This is a genomic window from Novipirellula rosea (genome assembly GCF_039541335.1).
GTDB lineage: Bacteria > Planctomycetota > Planctomycetia > Pirellulales > Pirellulaceae > Novipirellula > Novipirellula rosea.
On record NZ_BAABGA010000107.1, the window covers coordinates 268660 to 289840 of the forward strand.

Here is a 21181-nt window from a genome sequence, read left to right on the forward strand (position 1 = left end):
GTGAGCACTAGGAAGCGGTGGTCGGCCGTCTCGGCAAAGCTGACAACAATCTACCGCTCAGGGCCAACGACCATGCGGATATTTGGAGGAGTTTTTAAGAAATCGCTATCACACCCACTGCAAGCGTCGCACGATCTTGGCCTAGCGGGGACCTACTTGGCAGTTCGACGTTATCGGCCGGAAATCGCTCGTTTTTGGTTCGGGGAAGACGTCGCCCCGAAACAGTTGGGTTCTGTTCCCGATGCCATTTACATCGACCAACAGGGTAACACTCGAATCGCATTTGAGTTTTGCGGGCTTTACTCAGCAAAGCGATTGCAAGCGTTTCACCGTCATTGTGCGAACGTGAGGCTTTGCTATGAGCTCTGGTAAACGGATTTCTAATCGCAGGATACGAGCGGAGCTTGGTGCGCGTGATCGTCGGATTATCGACGAGGTAATTCGCCTTCGCGTTCTTACCAACGAATCGGTTCGAACACTGTTTTTGCCGACATCGAGCTTAAATGCTACGACGAAGGTGACGGCAAGGTTAGTGAAGCATGGTTGGCTGAACTCTTATGCGTTCATTGAACGTTGTCAGTATTTCGTTGCGGGGCCAAAGACGATCCAAACGTTCGGCATTCCGACGAGCCGAGTACGACCGCTTGGGCCGCAGGCTCTCGCGACGCATTTAGCTATGCTCGATTTTGTAAGCCGTTCATCGCCACGGCTTCGAGTAATGACAGAGCAAGAAATCGCGTCGCTCGTTTCGAGCGACGCGGAGACCAATCGAGGGATTCCGCATGCAGTTGAGATGGCTGATTCGTCCGGGATGCTTCGTTTGGTCCGAGTCGACTTGGGCGGAACGCCTGCTCACCTTGTTTCGAAACTGAATGCCGACATTCGCTCGCGAGTGGGAAACAGTCAATACGCGAACTTGGTTGCCGCGAAAAAACTTGTGCTCGTCACCCTCACCCCCACCGAAACCAAAAAGTCGTTGATTGAGACGACGATCCGAAAAAAATCATGGCCCAACGGCCTTCGATTTTCCGTTTTTGTGACACCTGTTCTTTGCCAACTCTTAGGAGGAGTGAAAACTTATGGCCGTTGATCCACTGAAGTTCGACAACCCATTAAACATCAATGCGGTATCTAGCGACGAGTTTCCGATCCTGTTCCCCGCGTTTCATAAGTTTGTTGCACGAGAGGTCTGTCACAGAGCGTTTTTGCTGCTGGTAGGGGCAATCATCTGCGTTGGTGGAGCAGGCTATTTCGCCCATGCAACTCCTCAACATGCGATCATCGTCGCTCAATGGAGCCGCTTACTTATGGTGACCTTGACAATAGCCATCATCGTGCGTTGGGAATCACGATCGCAAGTTGCGTTCTACGTTACAACCGCAGTCGCCGTGCTTTGTTTATGCACCGCTGCAACTTCCGTATTTATCAACGATAGCGAACAGCCGTTGATAGTGACTTGTTCCTTGACGATGCTGGCCCTGCTTTGGACTACTGCGGAGATTGCCATGCACTTTTGCAGTATCGACGTTAAAGTCATTCGCCGCAATCCAGCGATTGCTCAAAAGAGACGGGAACAGAACTCAAGTCTTTTGCGGATTTTAGCAGTCCTGCTGGGCATCGCACAATGCTTTGCTCTATGGACTTCGATGCGTCTTATCTGGGTTCCAATTGCGGCGATGGTGGCTGCAACGGTTGCCTACTTCTTGGTAGCTGAAATTGCCAAGTATCCCGCCAAATTCTTGCAGCGAACCATCGAGCATTATCTCGGCTATCCCGAACCACGTTCGCTTGCACCTGGTCTGATTCGGAGCTCTGCCCCGATCCCGCTATTCCGCTTGCTTCCCCTCGTTATCGCAATTGTAGGGTCACCATTGATCCCCCTTGCCGATCACGAAACTGCGAATGTCATGGCAAACGCTTCGCTGATGGCGGTGTGCGGACTGTTTGCTGCAATCACGGCCCTAATGCTTGGTGCATCTTTATCAGCGCGACCGTTCCACTTTGACGTACACCGCACTTCATTCGATCTTGTCGTTTCCAAACTGCGAGCTGAGGAGAATAAAAATGCCTAAGAAATCGTTTTACTACTGGGGACGCGTTGCTGCGGATGGATCCCCCATCATCATCAATCGCGACTTGTTCTTAGAACACGCTCACATTCTGGGTAACTCGGGGGCTGGTAAGTCGTCAATGAGACTTGCGCCCTTGGTTGAACAGACAATCGGCTTCGGTGATACGAGCTTGATCTTCATTGATTTAAAAGCTGACAAACTTGAGAACCTTGCCGCGTGCGTCGCGGCAAAAGAGGAACTCAAACACCGCACCGGAAAGGATATCCCCATCCGCATCTTTACGCTCGAGCTGGGAAAGCCCTCCCATATTTTCAATCCATTCTTGACGGGTGGATTGAACAACATGAGCTTCATCGATCGGGTTTCGCTTATTACCGAACCACTAGGGCTGTTTTACGGATTGCTTTACGGACAAGGTCACTTTTCAGCAAAGAACTCGGCGACCGTGCGGGAATGTTTGACCGCAAACCCCGGCATCACATCGTTTCACGAGCTGTACTCCGCCATGATGACCCAGGCGGGAGATTGGACATCGTACATCGGTTCCCAGCATCGTAACGACTACATCCAAGTGGCCGAGACAGTTTTGTCGCTTGCTAGTTGTAACGTTCTTAATATCACACCCGCGACTCCACATTCGCAAGAATCCCTGGAGAATCAAATCGATTTGGCGGCGGCTTTTCAGTCTCCTGCAATCTACTACTTTCACCTGACATCGGCTACGTCGCCATTCTTGGCCCAAGTTGTTGGTCGTTTAGTCATCAAATACTTATTGATCGCTGCCAAAGCCGCGTCAAGGCGTAACAAAGTTCAGGTTGTGATCGACGAATTCCAGCGGATGATCTCGGACAACCTGGATATCGTCTTTCAACAAGCCCGTGGACTCGATATCGGGATGGTGATTGCGAATCAAAGCTTAGGTGACTTGGGGAACGTTGGCCCGGTGCTGCTCAGCGCGATCGAGGGTAACTGCGCTATTCGACAATGGTTGTCCGTGACCACAAAGGTAGACATCGAACATTTGCAGACACTGTTCGGTACGTGCAAAACGATTCAGGAAACCACCACTGAATCAAGCAATGGGAGTTCGATCTCTCGTACACCTCGTGATGAACCTCGAATCACGGTTAGCGATCTGCACCAAATTTCCAACGATCCGTCTTTGAGCGTTACTCAAATCAGGGGAGAACGAGGTGGATTCGCACAATATCGAGGTACGCCCTTCGTCGTTCGCAATGCCTTTCATATCAGCCATGAAGAGTACGTGCGTCGGCTTGGTTTTCAGTGGCCGGACGACTTGCCCGGCATGACGGCAGTGAATGAGTTGCCGATCCCGCCGACACCGACCGTGAAGAAAGAAGGGAAATCTCGGTCTAAACCGAATCGCGAAGCAGATACGGCAACCAGCAATAAAGATCAGAAGGCAATGGATGAATTGTTTGTACCCACGATCGAGGTAAAGCCATGAGCCTCGAACAACCACCATTCACCTTTGCGTCCACGGCAACGCTAGCCGCAGTGGAGGAGTCGCGACTCCAACAGCTACATATTCGTACTGAGCCGGAACGGCTACTCCTGTCGCTGATTATTACCCATGGCCTCATCACGAAAGCGACTTGGGAAGCGAGCAACGCTTACAGTAACCAAGAACTATCGAACGCAATGTGGAGACTCACGCGTCGCAAGCTTGTTGTAGCTCGGCCACTCTGCGTTGGAACCACGTATTTTATGTTGTCGAAGTTTGCGGCATCGAAATTGGAGCTTCCACCAACATCGGCAAAGGCTCTCGAAGGCGATGGCAAGGTGCGTGCTTATGCTCGCTTGCTCTTTTTTACCCAGTATTACCCCGACGCGGTGCGAGTTTCCAAGGATAACATTGTTACCGAAATCGGGCAGTGCTCGAGCGGTTTGCCGCAGGGGTTCTTTCGCCGCCAGGGCACTCGGGATTGGCTTGGCTTTCTTCGAGTTGACGGACACATGATGGGTGTACCAATGCGGTCAGCAAGGTCGCTCCGTGATGATGTAATTCGGATGGTGGCGTTTGAAACCGTCAAACGCAAATTGAAGCAGGCGAACTTTGGATGGTTTTGGATTACAGCACGACAGTCCAGAGCGGACGCTGTCATGACGCAGTTCAAAACGTTCGATGTGCGGAACGCGCCCGTGACCGTAGTGGTTATGCCGGAGTTGCTCGCGGTGGTCCCGATGAAAGAAAGAACAGTCTAACCAACGATATTTTTTGCAGAAGTAAACCCTTCTGCAACCCCCAATCGCTCTCTGCTCAAGAGCTGAAATAAACAACGAGCAAGCGTTTGCCATTTATCAACCCGTGTCGATTTATCGCCACGTTTGAATGGAATTCAAAGGAGTTGCGACGAGAAGCAAAACACCAGAGCGAAGATCGGGAGTCAACAAATACGTTGGCACTCGCTGTTCGGACTGAAAGCCGTTCAACATGAACGGCCGCTTAAGCCGCACGGTTAAACAAGGTTGAAAACGGTTTTTACAAATTCAATTCGGTACCGAGGGAAATGAGTCTCTCAGCGTCGAAGAGAAACAAATTAGTACGGAGAAACATGGAAAAACGAGAAAACAAACCTATCCACGAAGTGCGCCTTGGCTGTATTCGAGGGTCAATCTGGTCGAATGAGTCAAAGCACGGAAGATCCTGGCCAACGGTTACGGTCAGTCGGTCTTACAAGGACAGTGACGGTGAGTGGCACGATGTCAAATCGTACCGTTCGCACGATCTGCCTTGTGTCGTGGAAGTCTTGGTCCAGGTGATGAACTGGTTTCGAACGCAAGTCGAGGCCGACGTTCAAGATCCAGTGCCAATGCACGCCATGGACGAAAGGACGCCAACAAACACAGGACGAAAAAAAAGGAGGGCCAAATGATAAAAACATTTGACGCTCCGAGCATCGTCTCTACCGGTACTGTTTTCGCGACCGCATCGGTAGTTAAAAAGCTGAACCCGATCGATGTATACGTTGCACTCCAACGGCATCGAAGAGGTGACTGGGGGCTCGTCAGCGAAAGTGACCATGAACAGAACGATTTAGCTTTGCAAAACGGAGGCCGACTTTTGTCGGTCTTCGAAGACAGAAAGCAAACTCGATTCTGGATTATCACGGAAGCTGATCGTTCGCAGTCCACTGTGTTGCTACCAAGCGATTATTAGGGCGTTTTGGTAACGACGGTTTTTTCCAAAGTTTAGGCGAAGGTTTTGACGTGGATCAACAGCTAATCGAATCCTCGTCGGTTTTCTAACGAAGCGTTCGCGCTTTGGTTCTTTCTTGAACTGCATCGGAGGGTGACCACCATGCAGCTCATTGAGGAATCTAGCACGACCTTCACACCTAGCGCAAGCAAGGTTTTTTGGGGAGTCTGGCGTCGAGCTTTATTGTTCGGCGTTGGACTCCCCGTTTTTTGATCTTAATCATGCTGAAATTTCTAAGCCATACATGCAATTTAGATACATACGCACATCCGAGGCAGAATCATGAGCCGTCCTCCAGTTCACACGATCCGTATGGGGCTGATCAAAGCATCCATCTGGAAGAATGAAACGAAATCTGGCGTGCGCCACGCCGTCACAATTATTCGCCTGTTCAGGAACGGCGACGTCTGGCAGGAGTCGACTCGGTACGGTCGCGATGACCTGCCGCTGGTTTGCAAGGTTGTCGAACTGGCACACGAATGGATCTACTTCCACAGCAAAGAAGAGGACACGGAGGTGCAGCAATGACTTCCTCAGCAACGCGATTGGATGCCGATCAAGTCAGTGGGCGCGATACGTCGCTTCCTGTGGAACTCGTCAGCGCTCGGGAGCTTGCAAAGTTGCTCTCGGTGTCCGAGCGAACGCTCTACCGGTTGAAAAGCGCGGGAGAGTTGCCACCCGCCGTTGTTCTGGGGGGAAGCGTCCGATGGCGTCTATCTGAGATTCGGCAATGGATCGACCAAGGTTGCCCCGTCCCGTCCAGACCGAAATAGTTGGTCAATTAAGATTTTATTCTACGGCTTTTAACATCTGAGAGAAACGCACATGGCATCGGTTTTTAAGCGTGGTCGCGACAAAGGCAAGCGAGGTGCCGCGTGGCACTTTGAATTCATTGACGAAAAAGGCAAGCCTCGAATGCGAAAGGGGTTCACGGATAAAGGACTTACCCAGCAACTTGCCAACAAGGTGGAGGCCGAGGCAAAACTGCGTCGCGACGGCTTGATTGATTTGGAGCAAGAGGGGATCAATCAACGGAAACGTTCGTTAATTGAGCAACACTTGCTTGCGTTCGAGAACGGACAGAAATCGAAAAAAAACACAGAAAAACACGTTAATCTGACGATGACTCGGGTTCGCTTTATCGTCAATGGATGCGAATGGACCGTGCTTGGCGACATGCTTGCCGATGATGTCGAAGACTTCATGACGGAGCACCAGGAAGACAAGGATATAAGCAACCGAACCTACAACCACTATTTGCAAGCGATTGACTCGTTCGGCAATTGGCTCGCTCATCCAAAACGGCGAATTATCCAAACCAACCCGTTCGCTGGGATTCCCCGTCGCAATGCCGAGATTGACATTAGGCATCAACGCCGAGCTTTGACGGCGGAGGAGTTCACCAGGGTATTGGCCGCAGCGAGAAACAGCGGCATTTCAGTGCAGTGCTACAGCGGGGAAGTACGAGCTCGCATCTACACGCTGTCGTACATGACTGGGCTTAGGAAAGGCGAAATCGCAAGCCTAACCAAAGGAAGTTTCAATCTTCAGGCAGCTCAGCCCATTGTGACGGTGGAGGCCGGGGCTTCGAAACACCGACGAAAAGACGTTCTACCGCTTCATCCTCAACTGGTTACCGAATTGAAGGATTGGTTGAGCGAACTTGGGCCAAAGGATGCCCTGTTCCCGAAACTTGGTAAACGGAAAGGCTGGAAGCTGATTAGGAAGGATTTGGAACTTGCTGGAATTCCGTACCGCACCGCCGAGGGGGTCGCCGATTTCCACGCCGCCGGCAGACATACACATATCACCGAATTACTCCGTAATGGGGCTACACTACCGGAAGCTTGCCAGTTGGCGCGACACTCCGACGTCCGAATGACAATGAAATATGCCCATATCGGTATCGACGATCAAGCGAAAGCACTGGCCTGCTTGCCAACAACTTGGCAGGGTATTGGCAGGGATTCGACCGGCGGCGACGGACATTCGGTGGCAGAACCTGACGCCGGAAGTCAGGATGAGGCCTCGGGTGGAAACAACAAAAGCCCCGTAAAAAACGAGGCTTTTGTCGGTTCTTGTCAGTCAGAGACAGCGGATGCCGAAACTGATGAAAAATGGAGGCGGCGGGAATTGAACCCGCGTCCCGCGATGCATCCACGACAGCGTCTACATGTTTAGTCAAACTATTTGTGTCTCCTCGAAGGAAACTTTTCGCTCACCTTGGCGCTGCCTGACAGGCTCCAAGCTTTGCTAACTCGAATCTTTTTTAACTCACCGCGTCTCGAGTAGGACGGCGAGCGATCCAGAATTGTGACGGGCATTCAGGCGACTCTGGCGGCCCCCATCAGCCCGGGCTACCTGTTCTTAGGCGGCCAGTGCGAAACTTTCGTCTGCAACTAAAAATTTTGATCAGCTTTTTACGTGGCCAACTGATCAACCACGACATGCAACCATCGCTTCAAAACGTCCGGTCGAATCCAGATCGCCCCCGGTCCTGGGTGCGGGCCGAAAATACGTGCCCGCGAAGCAATCCGTATTCTACCAGTTTTTTTTGATTTGACAATTCGCCAGCCGAATTCGCCAGCCAAGCGAACATCAAGTTGCCAGGCGAGGGACGACGATGTCCGCCCGTCCAATGCCGTCTACTCCAGTCAGCATCGCGGCTAATGACTTCACCCGCCCGGTCGAGACGGGAGGGCCGGATAACGAGTCTTCAGCGAGTTTTCCGGGCAGGGCAACGTGGCAGCGGAAGCCGACCTACCCACGAAAGTCTTGACGACCTCCGCTACGAGGGGGCCCTAAATTGGGCGTTGACCGATCACTCGTCTTCGAACATTTCGTCGGTGAAATTCAGATTCGTGCTGACGTTTTGCACGTCGTCGTGATCATCGAGTGCCTCGAGCAGTCGCAGCACTGATTTGGCCATCGAGCCATCGACGTCGACCATCGTTTGAGCCACCTGGTTGATCGATGAAATCTCGGGAACAAGTTCGGCTGCGGCAAATGCGTCCGACAGCGTTTGATGCGCATCGGGATTACACGTGACTTGGATCTTGCCATCGTCAAGTGGCTCGACATCGTCGCCGCCATTCTCCAATGCGATCTCGGTCAGCTTCTCTTCGTCCGCAGTCTCGGGATCGAATACGAACACCCCTTTGCGTTCAAACAGATAGGAAACACAGCCGGTGTTGCCGAGGTTACCGCCAAACTTGCCGAACATACTGCGAAGCTCGGGTGTGGTGCGATTGCGATTATCGGTCATCACTTCGCACATCACTGCGACGCCGCCGGGACCGTAGCCCTCGTACAGCAGCTCTTCGACTTCGCTGCCCTCGAGCTCGCCTGTGCCACGTTTGATCGCCCGCTGGATATTGTCCTTGGGCATGCTGATCGCCTTGGCATCCTCGATCGCTTTTCGCAATCGGATGTTGGCGTCAGGATCGCCGCCGCCCATCTTGGCGGCGACAATGATCGCCTTGCTCAACTTGCTCCACATCTTACCGCGTTGGGCGTCCACACGGCCTTTACGATGTTGAATGTTCGCCCATTTTGAGTGCCCAGCCATGTTTGCTCAGAAAAGGATTGTTGGAGTGATGTGAATGGAAATCGAGTTCAAACGAGCGAAGGATAGGCTATCGCGGCTTGCGTTTGGAAAGCTTACGACTGGCCGATTTTTTGGTAGCCGGCTTCTCAGCGTCGCTTCCGGACGCACTCGCTTTAGCCGACTTTTTCTTTGAATCTTTACCCGCAGCCTTCTTCTTGGTCTCGGTGCGTTCGGCAGCGATCTCAGCGGCCTTCGTCGGCAACGCCTTCTTGGATGCTGACTTTTTGGACTTGCTCGTCGACGCTTCTTCCGCAGCAGATTTGTTGTCGGCTTTCTTCGCTTTCGCTGCCGTCTCGGCCGATTTTTTGTCAGCCGGTTTGACTTCCTCTGCATCCTGCTCGAGCTCGTCGTCCTCGGCAGCCTTCGCCTTGCGATCGGCGACGCGTTGCTTGGCCGCCTTCTTGCTGGTGTGCCATTCGTCTAAACGTTTGCTCGATCCTTTGGCGACATCATCCACCAACGCCCGCGACTTCTTGTCTTTGGCGTTGTTATTCAGCGCTACTGCGGCTTGGTGCAACAAATCCGAAAACTCAATGCCCTTGCTCTTTGGAATCGCTCGCTCGAGCCCTGGGACTTTGCCCGCAGCTGCTTCGGATTGCGAGGCGATGTCGGTCACCATCAAAATCACCATCGCGGAATAGTCGACAGGGATCGAATGTCCTCCCAATCCGTGCTGGATTGTGTAACTCAGCACAAATGGAGTCATGCCCGGCATCTTTTCGAACTTGGCTACCGCTTTGCCCAAGTTCTCTTTTTTAAGATGATCGAGGTCGAAGGTGTAAAATTCTTCGAACACCGATTGCAGATTCGATTTCAGCCGCGTTGCCGCCTTGGTCGGATCCGGCAATCGCGACAGCACTTGACTCAGCTCGCTGATCGTCGTCACTCGGACTTCGTTCCAGTCGAAGAAGTCCTGCTCACACTTCGCCATCCCCTCATCCGCAAGCTCGGCGGACGAGTCCTGCAACAGCGAAGCGTACAAAATGTGCTCGAGCAACGGCCGAGCAGGCTGTGGCGGCGTTGGCTTGTAGTGCTTCTTTAACGCAGTGTACAGTTTGGTAATTAAGGCAGCGCGGTTACTTGCGGACATCTTGCGGCAATGAAGAGTTATTGGGTGTTGTCAGTTTTGTGGGGCATTTGCCAGCGACCATCCTTGGCCAACGATCCGGAGCACGCCAGTGCGACACGTCTCTGGAACAAAGGTTAACCATCGCGACTAGGGCTGGGTGTCGCCGCGGGGCGGAGTCACGTTGTCGCCCGAAGTTTCGGGTGAATCGATCGAATCATCCTGATCCAGTTCGCCAGCTTGGTCCAGCGCATCAGTGTCGGGCGATCCCGCCCCCGATTTTTCCTGCTTAATCTTATTTAACAATTCGCTAACGACCAGGGCGTTTTGCAGTCCCTTGTCCAGCTTGAAAGTCAATTTGGGCGTGTAGCGAGCTTCGATGCGATTGGCGATCTTGCTCTGCAAAAATCCCGCACAATTCTGCAGCCCACGAATCGCGAGGTCCTGCTGGTTTTCGGTTCCCATCACGCTGACGGAAACCTTGGCTTCGCGCATGTCGGGCGAGACCTCGACTCCGATCACGGTGACGTCTTTGACGCGAGGGTCACGAACTTCGGTCAAAATCGTCGACGCGACGACTTCGCGGATCGCTTCAGCAGCTTTTAGTAAACGACGGGACATGAGGAACGGAGTTAAGAAAGAAGGTAAAAAATGGACGGGAATGAAGCAGCGAAGATCATCTAGCGGGTAACAGAGGATCTAGCGGTGTAAGTGTCGCGTGTGAACACAGAGCCCGATAAAGCAGCTCTGTAATCCCCAACTGCGGCGCGGCGGAAGACGTCAGGCACGAACGATGGATCGCATCGAGCACCGAACCTGTGCGACCGGCGGGGTAATCCCAGCTGCAAACAATCGGAACGCCGTGGCCGGAACGCTTTAATCGGAACTCACAATCGACTCGACACCTCACTAGGCCGGAACGCCTCAGCAACGTGCAAGCCGATGATTACCGAAATCGCCGACGTCAACGACGCCGGCGTTTTCGGACGATGCAACCGCAAGCGGTTTAATCCAATGTTCGAGCGACCTCTTCAATGCGATACGCTTCCAACACGTCGTCTTGTTTGATGTCGTTGAATCCGCTCAGACGGATACCACATTCCATCCCACGCGGTACTTCTTTGACATCTTCCTTGATTCGCTTGACCGTATCGAGCGGGTAATCGCCGATGGTGCGACCGTCGCGATTGACACGGATACGGCAACCACGCTGGATAACCCCTTGAGCGACATAGCACCCTGCGATCGTTCCAACACGGCTGATCTGGAAGACTTGTTTGACGAGGGCACGTCCCAATTCGACGACACGTTCTTCGGGTTTCAAGCGACCTTCGATCATCGCCTTGATGTCGTCCGCCAACTTGTAGATGACTTGGTAACGTCGAATTTCAATCCCACGCTCTTCGGCGAGCGACCGAGCTTGATCATCCGGGATGACATTGAAAGCCAACACCACCGCTTCGGATGCCGAGGCCAGCGTAATATCGGCCAGCGAGACACCGCCGACGCTCTTCTGCAACACTCGCAACTCGACTTCGGGGTGATCGAACTTGCTGAGTTCTTTCTCGATCGCTTCGAGCGACCCTTTCACATCGGCGCGGATAATCAAGTTCAACTTGACGCGATCCTCGACACCGATCTTTCCGCCTGCCAACATCTCTTGGAACGTATCGAACGAGACCTTGGTGGTGCTGCCCGACAAGTTTTCGCGACTCGAGTTGGATTCGCGATTCTCGGCGATCTCTCTCGCTTGCGCGATGTCTTTGAGCACATGGAACCGATCGCCTGCACCCGGAGCTTGGTCCAATCCGGTGATATTGACCGGAGTACTTGGGCCCGCTTCCTTGATGTTCTTGCCAGTCAGTGTGTCCTTCATCGAACGCACGCGTCCGTGTGACGGACCACAAACCAACACGTCGCCGACTCGGAGCGTTCCGTTCTGAACGACCAACTTTGCGACGACACCGCGGTCGCCCTGCTGTTCTGACTCGATACAAACGCCCAGAGCCTTACGGTCTGGATTCGCCTTGTACTCGTTCATTTCCGCGATCGTCAGCAATGTCTCGAGAAGCTCGTCCATCCCGGTACCCTTGGTGGCACTGGTTCGGATCACTTCAACATCGCCGCCCCATTCGCTAGGCGTCAATTGATGTTCGGTCAATTGCGTCAGCACGCGGTTGGCATCCACGCCTTCGAGGTCGATTTTGTTCAGTGCGACCACGATCGGCACGCCGGCGGCTTTTGCATGACTGATCGCTTCGGCCGTTTGCGGCATAATGCCGTCATCCGCTGCGATAACAAGTACTGCGATATCGGTGACGTTCGCACCACGAGCACGCATTTCGGTAAACGCTTCGTGACCAGGCGTATCGACAAACGTGACCTTTCGTCCATCCTTGTCGATTTCATAAGCACGGATGTGCTGGGTGATCCCGCCCGCTTCGCCGCTGACGACATTAATGCCGATCAAATAATCGAGCAAACTTGTCTTGCCGTGGTCGACGTGGCCCAGGAAGGTCACGATCGGAGCACGAGCAACAAGCGATTCTTCGGCGTCTTCTTTTTCTTCCAGCTCGGTGATCAGCTCTTCTTCGAGCGTCTCGGAAGCCTTCAATTCGATATCAAGATCCATCTCCGCGGCAACAAGTTCCGCGGTTTCGAAATCAAGTTGTGCGTTGATGTTGACCATGATCTGCATGCCCATCAACGTCCGCAACACTTGTGCGACCGGGACTCCGGCGGCTTCAGAGAAGCTTCGCACGGTACAGGGCAATTCTAGTTGGATCTTGTCTTTACGCGGAGCCGCCGTGTTGGTGCCTTTGCGTTTGAGCGTCCGTCGACGATACGGTGATTCGCGTCCGCCGCGATCAAACGACTCGTTCTTATGACGACGTCCGCCGCCACCGCCTCGCGAACGTTCGGCGCGGGCGCTGGCCATTCCCGACAGCCCCTTCTTGCGTGGCTTGTCCTCTTCCTCGACGGACTTGCCACCCTTATGGCCTTTTTCGCCAGTGAAGCCACTCAGACCGCCACTGCCGATTTTGCGTGTACCGCCACGCTTGCTGTCGGCATCGTCTTGAGCGATTTGCTCGAGAGGTGCCTTCATGCCTTGCTTGTGACCAGCGATCACATCTTTGCTGAGCTTGATATCCGGCTTCTGAGCCTTCGGTTCGCCTGGAGCCGACTTTGGAACCACATTTTCAGGTGCATCCCCGAGTGCCGCCATTTTGACGTTAATACGAGGCTCGCGACGCTTTGGCTTGGAACCTTTCTTCTCGCCACCGCCGCTGGAAGCAGGACGATCGAGCGAACGGATTCCTCCGCCGCTTGGCGTTGCCGAATCAGGACGCACGGCAGCGACGGGCGCACTGCGATCGACCGCTCCGGTCGGGATCGTTCGTTTGCTGAAGCCAACCTTATCAGCCACACGAGCCGCCAAGCCGCTGACGCCACTTTTTCGCTGTGGTGTTTCCTTAGGCGAACTTCCCGAATCTGCGGGCGGTTTTGCTGTCGGAGGCTTCGGTGCCGCAGGCGTGCTAGGCGACGCTTCTGCTGCAGGAGCTTTCGCTGGCGCTTCCGCGGCCGCTTTCTTGCTGGAAGGCGAATCGTCGAACAGAGGCGAACGAATCGGTGCCGGAGCAGCAGGTTTTGATCCCCCCACGCTCGCTGGCTTGGGTTTGTTCGGTCGACCGATTTGAATCGCAACCGGTTTACGTTTCTCGGGAACCACCGAGTCACGAACCGCCGCAACGGGGGCCGTTGAAGATGTCGTTGCCTTGGCAACCACAGGTGTTTTGGGAGCAGCAGGTTTGGCAGATCCCGCGAGGTGATCGCGAACCTTCTGAGTTTCTTCGTCGGTCAGACTGGCAAGCGCCGAGCCTTTGCCGGTAATACCGACCTTCTTGACGATATCGACGAGATCTTTGCTGTCTAAGTTCAGTTCTTTGGCGAGCGCGTAAATGCGTGCGGGCACGGGGTAGAAGTCCTGTCAGTTTCGTTTGGGAATCGGTAAGACCAACTACGCTTTCCTTATCAACACGACGGAAAGTGCACGCTGCGGCATTCTGCTGAACACATGCAACGTTTTACGTGTTTCACTAACACGTCGTCGTCTTAAACACGGCTTTTCGAAGTGGCGTTTAATTCGACAGTAGGTGATCAAATAAAGTTTGGCGGATCACACCTGGATTGATGGCATACCGATTCGTTCAATGTGGTTGAAGTTACATAAATGATTTCCTCCATCGCCATCATTGGATCCCACGGAGTGAATAAAACACGGGGAAAATGATGTCGGGGAATGATTCAAGTGATGCTTTTGGACCTGCGAGAGGCCCTGTCTGGGGTTAAGAATAGCGAAAAATGTGCTTGTCGCAGAGTGGCACTTGGCCAGAATCTGCCGCAAACCGAAAAATTTTAGGCCTGCCAGTCACTTTGATGTCGCTACGAGGGGCAAACAATGACGACTTTGCCAGCAAAAAACAAGCCCACCTCACCCACAGGGGTGTTGACACAGTGTCGCGTCGGGTGACTCGTCCCGCGGCCCCGCAGCGAAAATCCGCGGCGGAAAACCGCGAATCGCTTCGGCAAAAATGGGGGGGACACGCCGCTGCGAAAGTTTTGGCGACTTTCGCGACCGATGCGGCTAACTCGACTTGCTCGCGGACGACTCCGAGTCGGCTGCTTCGGGCTCGGTCGGTTCGGGCTCGGTCGGTTCGGGCTCGGTCGGTTCGGGCTCGGTCACTTCGGGCTCGGCCGCTTCGGCGGGCTCCTCTGCAGCCGCCTCTTCCGCAGCAACCGCTTCGCCGCTCTCGGTTTCAGCCGGAGCTTCTTCACTGGACGCTTCCGCTGCTGCCTCAGGTGCCGCTGCTGCTTCAGGTGCGGGGGCTGCTTCAGCCGCCGGTGCTGCCGCCGCTTCGGGCTCCGCGATTCCAGCAGCTTCGGCTTCACGCATCAGCCGGTCTTTCTCTTTACGAGCACGACGCTCTTCGGTCGCAGCCTGCTCGGCCTCTTCGGCACGCGCTTCGGCGGTTTCGACAATGTAGTCAACCTGCTCGGCGGTCAAACCACTCATTTCCATAAACAGATCGGGCTCGATCACGGACAGGTCGTCGTAGGACAAGTAACCTTGCTCGACAAGCGACTGAGCAATCTCTTCGGTCACGCCTTCGATTTGACTGAAACCTCCGACGGCCCGCTCGATCTGCTCTTCCAACTCGGCACCGGTCATAATTTCGATGTCCCAGCCGCACAGCTTACTGGCCAGACGAACGTTTTGACCGCGGCGACCAATCGCCAACGACAACTGATCCTCTTGAACCAACACAATCGCTCGCCCGATCATATCGCAAAGCAAAACCTGCTCGACGGTCGCCGGTTGCAGCGAGTTAGGAATCAAAACCTCGGGGTCTTCGCTGTAACGGACCACATCAATGTGCTCACCCGCCAACTCTTCACGAACCGCCTTGATTCGGCTACCACGGAAACCCACACACACGGCGATCGGGTCCACTTGCGAATCCACGCTGCTGACGGCAACCTTGCTGCGATAACCAGGCTCGCGGCTGATCGATTTGATCGAGATCACTTCTTCCGAGATTTCAGGAATCTCTTGCTCAAACAATCGTTGCACCAATTGCGGTCGCGTACGACTGAGCACGACACGCACGCGGTTACCCGCAGCTTTGACTTCAAACACGACCGCACGAACCCGTTCACCGGCGTGCAACGATTCTCCAGGAATCTGTTCACTGCGAGGCAGAATGGCTTCGACGTTGCCAAGGTTAACGGTGGCCACACCACCATCGGCGCGGCCGATGATACCGGCAACGATCTGACCGACTTGCTCGCGATACTCCGCCATCAACGAGTCACGTTCGGCTTCCTTGACTTTTTGAATGATGACCTGCTTGGCGGTCTGAGCACCGATACGGCCGATTTGATCTTCGCCTAGCTCTTCCCCGTCATGGCGGGCAGTGATTCGCCCGTTCTCGCGGTTCAGCGTAATCGTGATGTCGGCATCTTCGCCATATTGCCGTTTCGCCGCAGTTTGTAGCGCCGCTTCGATCGCGGAAAAGACAAGCTCCGTGTCAATGTTCTTCTCACGGTGAAGCGAATCAACGTAACGAAGTATGTCTTGGGGGTTCATAGTCGTGGCTTCGATAAGGGCTCTATAAAAACTGCCCGAACCTTTGGGGGCCCGGGCACAGCGAATGCTCGATTGTTTAATCTAGGTTATCGATACTAATCAGGAGTGTCAACCAAGACTGAGCGTCGCAAAACAGATCGCAGCGGCGTCATCCCGACGTCCCGATGACGTTGACGGCTTGCCGCAAATCAACCGGAATTACCGGACCAAACGCTCCCGGCCTGACCCTGCAATGCGGCCTTGCCTCGGTCGCTGAGATCCGTCCCCGTCACGATTTGTATCAATCAAACCGTTTTCTGGCGGCAAGCCCGCAAGCCACCTGGGTAGCGATTTTGTCAGCGGCATGAATGATCCGTACCTCGAAAACAGGACGGCGACAAATTCGCCACAAATTCGCCAGGCGTAACCCTGTTACGCAACCGGGTTTGCACGGCAACAAGCGGCGACATGCCCGCTCGCACTGGCCCACTTGTGTCCACCGATCGATATAGAGCATTGCCCTATCAGTCACGCCGCCCCCTTCAAACGTTTACGCCGAAGCGATGCTGGAAAACACCAACACAATAAAAATAAATAATCCGAACCAGGTGTAATTTTTCAGATCAAACGGATTGGGCCGAATCGGTAATGAAGCCGTTTGAACTTCACCCAATTCCCCTGCCCGCTTTTTACCGATCCCGCTTTCGCCAGAGGAAACAGCGTCAAACGATGGCGGTTCGTTTGCGTCCTCTGCGTCAGAGACAACAGCGGACGCGGCATACTTTGCTGCGGCGTGATACTTGGCTACGGCGTGATACTTGGCTGCGGCGTGATACTTGGCTGCGGCGTGATACTTGGCTGCGGCGTGATAACGGGTCGCCGATTTTTCACTAGTTCTCATTCCCGCCGCTTGCTCGTCCATCGCAACAGCATCGCCCGCGACCTCGCCTGTACCTTCGCCATCTGCGTGATCCAATTGCAACACGCGAAGATGAGAGGACGCCATCTCGGATCTCGCTCGTTTCGGTCGAACTGCGGAACAACCGCGACTCACAGGCGGAACGTCCAGCAGCGTGTCTTGGGCAATTCGAACCGATGGGCGATGAGGAAAGACACTCATGTGCAGGCTCCGGAAGAAAAGGAACGACGTTTCGAGGTTGGTGCTTTCGCGAATCCTGAATCAAAACATTTGAATTCTTGAATTTGTAATCGTGAAACTGGAACAGCAACAGGATTCGCGAAGAACGTCGTTGGCAAACGACAAGCCACACGGATGCAAACGACAAGCCATCACGCAATGAATCACGACCCGCCGCCGGCTTGATTTGCATTCAGCCCCAAACAACCGCCTACGGAGGCGTATTTATTATGCAAACGGCGACGGTCGATCACCGTGATCGAAATCGCAGTGTTGATTCGATGCAGCGCACGACGATTCACCGAACATTCAGTGGATGCAAAAAGTCAACACGTTCGCGGCTTGGCGTAATGTCACCCGAGCAGAATACGGTTCAGCCCGCTTTAACGATTATGCCGATTATGGCTGCCGATCCGTTCATTCGGCCCTGCAACGAGTGTGGTTGACTGATCCCACGGCACTCGGCGACTCGATCCATAGAAACAATCGTGCAATTTTTCTGGTTGCAATATTTCTGGCTCGCAAAGCAGCCACTGGCGAAGCGGCGACAACTTGCTTGCCAAGCAACAAACGATGCGAAGCGGACGCGATTGCCAACGCACGGCGTCACCCCTCAAAGGACGACACAGCATGCTACCGACCGACCGAACCACTGCCGCACGCCGCGGATTCACCCTGATTGAGATGACGGTTATCGCATTGTTGGTCGGGGTGGTCGCCACTCTAGCGGCTCCTCGGTTGTTTCCGGACAGCGACGATGTGAACGATGTGCCCAGTCGCCGGCAATTGGCGATCCTGCGAAACGCCATCGAGATGTACCGTGCCCACGCAGGGTTTTATCCTCCGGCAAACCAGTTGCCTGAGGTGATGGAAACGCTGTTTCACAAGCCGCTCGCGTCACCCGTCTACAGCCCTCTGCGTGGTCGCAACTCCGTCTACTACGACCTGGATCGCAACGTAGCCCAAGAGGTCCTGACGCAGCCAGACGCCGAAGCAGGCTGGGCCTACAAACCGGCAAACGGCACGCTCAAGTTCAACGTGTCGCCCCGCGATGTTTCGGCAAACTGGTAGTGCAGTAGCGGAACTGGCCAGAAGTTTCGTTCCAGGCGGGGAGACCGCGACCGATGTCACCCGCCCAGCGAAGCTGGGAGCAAACCGAAACATTGAAAAGGTTAAATTGACAATTGTAAATTGAAAATTGCTGACTTCTCAGCCACGGACGTGGCGGCAGCATGTAGCCTTGGGCGTAAGCCCAAGGAATGCGGTCAAGACGAATTCGCAAAGCCCCGGCAGGGGCGACAGAAAACGTGCCCGTAGCGGAACTTGTCAAAAGTTTCGTCCCGACCGACGCACCGACGCACCAACGAAAGTCTTGACGACTTCCGCTACCGATGTCACCCGCTCGGCGAAAATTGAGCAATCAGGCGATTTCGGCTACCAACCGGCGGAGTACGGCAAGATTGATCCGGTCCCAATCTTCGCCCGTTTCTTCGTCGGTCCCCTTTTCAGTCTCCAGATAGCCGGGAATTGGCCCCAGCTTGTCATCCATCAAGACATGGCGGAATCCGTCCAGCCCGATTTCGCCACGTCCAATATGCTCGTGGCGATCCACTCGGCTACCCAGCGGCTTTTTGCTGTCGTTCAGATGCAGCGCCGCGACTGACCCTGCAGGCAACAAATCATCGAGCTCCTGACGAAACGCCGCAAATCCCTGCTTCGTATTGATTTCGTATCCCGCAGCAAAGGCGTGACAGGTATCAAGACAAACCCCCACGCGCCGGGAATCACCGCCTCCTTCGATCATCGCTCCAAGCTGATCAATCTGATGCCCAAGGCAAGAACCTTGGCCAGCAGTATTCTCTAACAGCAAACGGCACGACCCTGGTTGGACGCGTCCGAGGATTTCCACGATCGCGTCGATGATTCGTTTGATCCCGTCGGCTTCGCTGCTGGTCGTGAACGCGCCGGGATGCACCACCAACCCTTCGATTTCAAGCTCGTTCGCTCGCTCGAGTTCCATCACCAACGAATCCACTGACTTCTGAAACAAGTCATCCTTGGGCGTGGCGAGGTTGATTAAATAAGACGCGTGAGCGATGGGGTTGCGAATCCCCGATTCGGCGAGCGCCGTTTTCCACGCTTCAACATCGGCGGCCACCAGCGGCTTGGCGGCCCATTGGTTGTTGTTTTTCGTGAACACTTGGATCACGTCACAGCCGACGTCGACAGCGCGGGCAACTCCCTTGGCCAATCCACCCGCAACCGAAACGTGAGAACCGAACAAGTGACGAGCGTGAACGTTTGCGGAATCTTTCTTGGCCATGAGACGCGATTATTTAGGAAAGTTTATTTGGAACGTTTTTATTGAAAGTGGGCAGGGAAGAGCGTGAAGTATTGCAAGCATTCGCTCGATTGCGAACCCAACGTGCCGAACGTTTGCCAAAGCAAACTTTCCCGGATCCCCCCGTGCCACTTCAATAATTCCAGAAAAAAGAATTGATCTTGCAATCAAGACTATCGAAATGCGATAGCCGAAGTCGATACTTTCGTTACAAGTCCACCCTCGGTCTGCCGACTCATCTGCGTTGCAGGTGCAGCGCAGGGAACGGGGAAGGTCAACTGAAACTGATAGCACTAGGAGATTCAGGGATGAATCAGGCTACGACAAAAATCGCCGTTAGCGTGATTGCGCTTGTTCTGGCTTTCAATATCAACACCGCCAAGGCTCAATCGCCTTCGTCCGATTCGAGCATGCCAACGATGGGCGAATTCATGAGCGGATTGAATCCGATGAATTGGAAAATGCCGAACTTCAAGAGCTTGCTTCCAGGGCAAGACGAAACAGCTCGCATCAAGCAGAAAAAAGAAGGCTTGGTCAGCGAGGTTACCCAATCCGCATCACGAAGTTGGCAGCGGACCAAAGAAGTCCTCGACCCACGTCGATTGATGCCAGCACCGTCGACCACACCCAAAGACGATTCTCCTGGCTTCTTCGCCTCGATGTTCGGAGGCGCCAAATCGGCTGAAGAGATCGAAGCAGAACGCGTGGCAACGGTCAGCGACTTCTTGGCTCAGCCGAAACTGAACCGCTAAGCATCCGCCTCTGCTGCGGATTCACCCAACGCCGATTAGGTGCAACGACTGTCGTCCCTCTGCCATCGACTCGATTAGCGTCGATGGCGACGGGACAACGGGACACGCAAAAACGTAGCGTTAGGGCACAGGCGTTTCCGCGCTGGACTCTTGCATTTCAGAGGCGAACTCCTCCGCAGACAATACGTCATCCGGAGGAGGATAGCGAGTGCCGATCGGCTCCCAATTTGGATCGACAGGACCTCGATTCATATTCAGATCACTGCGCATCATGCTTATCATCCGATACGCAAACACGCCGCCTCCCATCAAAATCAGGATCAAGACGGCGAGCTTGGCGGTGCGATACCGCATCGGCCGCCGTGACTCTTTGACCTCGGGGGGCGTTTGATAAGGTTGCACCGGGGGTGACGAGGGATCAGTCATTGGATTGCTCAATCCTGCTAGAGACGTTGATCACGATCTGCAAAGAGACAACCGAGCGTGCACTCGCGTAAGAGCTTCGGTCCGCTCGACAAAAGCCGCGGACGACTTCCGCTACTGATTTTACCCGCCCGGCGCAGCGGGGAGGGTCGGAAAACGAGCCCACAGCGAGTTTTCCGGGGCGGGCACCGTGGCTGCTAAATCGGACCTTCTACTTCTAACACACCGAGGCCCCACCCAGAGCTTGCTGTCGCTCGCTCTGACCTCCCCAAAACGAGTTTCGGGGAGGTGAAATGCTACCGAACTCACCCGCCCGTAGCGAAACTTGTCAAAAGTTTCGGCACCAGTGACATCCCACGAAACCTACGGCACATGTTAGCAAACCGGATTATTGAAAAGGTTAAATTGACAATTGTAAATTGAAAATTGCTGACC

General features: G+C 54.2%; 18 protein-coding genes, 1 other RNA gene and 1 pseudogene. 9 read left to right on the forward strand and 11 right to left on the reverse strand.

What is annotated here, in order from left to right:
* Positions 1 to 718 precede the first annotated feature (718 nt).
* From ABD971_RS31360 to ABD971_RS31385, 6 genes are all read left to right on the forward strand, one after another.
* Positions 719 to 1090, forward strand: coding sequence for a hypothetical protein (locus tag ABD971_RS31360; protein WP_345327672.1), 372 nt, complete (start codon positions 719 to 721; stop codon positions 1088 to 1090).
* Positions 1080 to 2072, forward strand: a complete 993-nt coding sequence (locus ABD971_RS31365) for a hypothetical protein (protein ID WP_345327674.1) — start codon at positions 1080 to 1082, stop codon at positions 2070 to 2072. The genes ABD971_RS31360 and ABD971_RS31365 overlap by 11 nt, the downstream gene beginning before the upstream one ends.
* A complete protein-coding gene (locus tag ABD971_RS31370; RefSeq protein ID WP_345327676.1) occupies positions 2065 to 3540 on the forward strand; it encodes a type IV secretory system conjugative DNA transfer family protein in 1476 nt (491 codons plus the stop codon). The genes ABD971_RS31365 and ABD971_RS31370 overlap by 8 nt, the downstream gene beginning before the upstream one ends.
* Positions 3537 to 4298, forward strand: a complete 762-nt coding sequence (locus tag ABD971_RS31375) for a hypothetical protein (RefSeq protein WP_345327678.1) — start codon at positions 3537 to 3539, stop codon at positions 4296 to 4298. Before ABD971_RS31370 ends, ABD971_RS31375 begins: the two co-directional genes overlap by 4 nt.
* Positions 4299 to 5574: 1276 nt before the next feature.
* Positions 5575 to 5820: a hypothetical protein gene (locus tag ABD971_RS31380; RefSeq protein ID WP_345327680.1), complete on the forward strand. Its 246-nt coding sequence runs from the start codon at positions 5575 to 5577 to the stop codon at positions 5818 to 5820.
* The gene (locus ABD971_RS31385) at positions 5817 to 6065 is read left to right on the forward strand and encodes a helix-turn-helix transcriptional regulator (protein WP_345327682.1); all 249 of its coding nucleotides are present in this window, start codon (positions 5817 to 5819) and stop codon (positions 6063 to 6065) included. Before ABD971_RS31380 ends, ABD971_RS31385 begins: the two co-directional genes overlap by 4 nt.
* Positions 6066 to 6336: 271 nt before the next feature.
* Here ABD971_RS31385 and ABD971_RS31390 read toward each other — a convergent pair whose 3' ends face one another.
* Positions 6337 to 6663: a hypothetical protein gene (locus ABD971_RS31390; RefSeq protein ID WP_345327684.1), complete on the reverse strand. Its 327-nt coding sequence runs from the start codon at positions 6661 to 6663 to the stop codon at positions 6337 to 6339.
* Between the two features lie 12 nt (positions 6664 to 6675).
* Here ABD971_RS31390 and ABD971_RS36145 point away from each other — a divergent pair.
* Positions 6676 to 7182: pseudogene (locus ABD971_RS36145) on the forward strand (tyrosine-type recombinase/integrase); the annotation flags it as partial.
* A gap of 225 nt (positions 7183 to 7407) precedes the next feature.
* Here ABD971_RS36145 and ssrA read toward each other — a convergent pair.
* From ssrA to ABD971_RS31430, 8 genes are all read right to left on the reverse strand, one after another.
* Positions 7408 to 7785, reverse strand: a transfer-messenger RNA (tmRNA) gene (ssrA, locus tag ABD971_RS31395).
* Positions 7786 to 8113: 328 nt separating this feature from the next.
* Positions 8114 to 8860 (reverse strand): YebC/PmpR family DNA-binding transcriptional regulator, encoded by a 747-nt coding sequence (locus ABD971_RS31400; protein ID WP_339945333.1) that lies wholly within the window; start codon positions 8858 to 8860, stop codon positions 8114 to 8116.
* Positions 8861 to 8927: 67 nt separating this feature from the next.
* A complete protein-coding gene (locus ABD971_RS31405) occupies positions 8928 to 9989 on the reverse strand; it encodes a hypothetical protein (RefSeq protein ID WP_339945335.1) in 1062 nt (353 codons plus the stop codon).
* Between the two features lie 126 nt (positions 9990 to 10115).
* Positions 10116 to 10586, reverse strand: coding sequence for a 30S ribosome-binding factor RbfA (rbfA, locus tag ABD971_RS31410; RefSeq protein WP_345327687.1), 471 nt, complete (start codon positions 10584 to 10586; stop codon positions 10116 to 10118).
* 385 nt (positions 10587 to 10971) lie between these two features.
* A complete protein-coding gene (gene infB, locus ABD971_RS31415) occupies positions 10972 to 13938 on the reverse strand; it encodes a translation initiation factor IF-2 (protein ID WP_345327688.1) in 2967 nt (988 codons plus the stop codon).
* A 672-nt stretch (positions 13939 to 14610) separates the two neighbouring features.
* Entirely contained in the window at positions 14611 to 16113 is a 1503-nt protein-coding gene (gene nusA, locus ABD971_RS31420) for a transcription termination factor NusA (RefSeq protein WP_345327689.1), read from the reverse strand.
* A gap of 529 nt (positions 16114 to 16642) precedes the next feature.
* Positions 16643 to 17212, reverse strand: coding sequence for a hypothetical protein (locus ABD971_RS31425; RefSeq protein ID WP_345327690.1), 570 nt, complete (start codon positions 17210 to 17212; stop codon positions 16643 to 16645).
* A 182-nt stretch (positions 17213 to 17394) separates the two neighbouring features.
* Entirely contained in the window at positions 17395 to 17532 is a 138-nt protein-coding gene (locus ABD971_RS31430; RefSeq protein WP_345327691.1) for a hypothetical protein, read from the reverse strand.
* Positions 17533 to 17860: 328 nt separating this feature from the next.
* Here ABD971_RS31430 and ABD971_RS31435 point away from each other — a divergent pair, with 328 nt between their 5' ends.
* On the forward strand, positions 17861 to 18301 hold the full coding sequence (locus ABD971_RS31435; protein WP_345327692.1) for a type II secretion system protein: 441 nt from the start codon (positions 17861 to 17863) through the stop codon (positions 18299 to 18301).
* Between the two features lie 349 nt (positions 18302 to 18650).
* Here ABD971_RS31435 and ABD971_RS31440 read toward each other — a convergent pair whose 3' ends face one another.
* Positions 18651 to 19553 carry a deoxyribonuclease IV gene (locus ABD971_RS31440; protein WP_339945349.1) on the reverse strand — a complete coding sequence of 301 codons (903 nt, stop codon included), beginning with the start codon at positions 19551 to 19553 and terminating at the stop codon, positions 18651 to 18653.
* A 326-nt stretch (positions 19554 to 19879) separates the two neighbouring features.
* Between ABD971_RS31440 and ABD971_RS31445 the strand changes: the two genes are divergently transcribed.
* Positions 19880 to 20323: a hypothetical protein gene (locus tag ABD971_RS31445; RefSeq protein WP_345327693.1), complete on the forward strand. Its 444-nt coding sequence runs from the start codon at positions 19880 to 19882 to the stop codon at positions 20321 to 20323.
* Between the two features lie 120 nt (positions 20324 to 20443).
* Here the strand turns inward: ABD971_RS31445 and ABD971_RS31450 are convergent, their stop codons facing one another.
* Positions 20444 to 20749 carry a hypothetical protein gene (locus ABD971_RS31450; protein ID WP_345327694.1) on the reverse strand — a complete coding sequence of 102 codons (306 nt, stop codon included), beginning with the start codon at positions 20747 to 20749 and terminating at the stop codon, positions 20444 to 20446.
* Between the last annotated feature and the right edge of the window lie 432 nt (positions 20750 to 21181).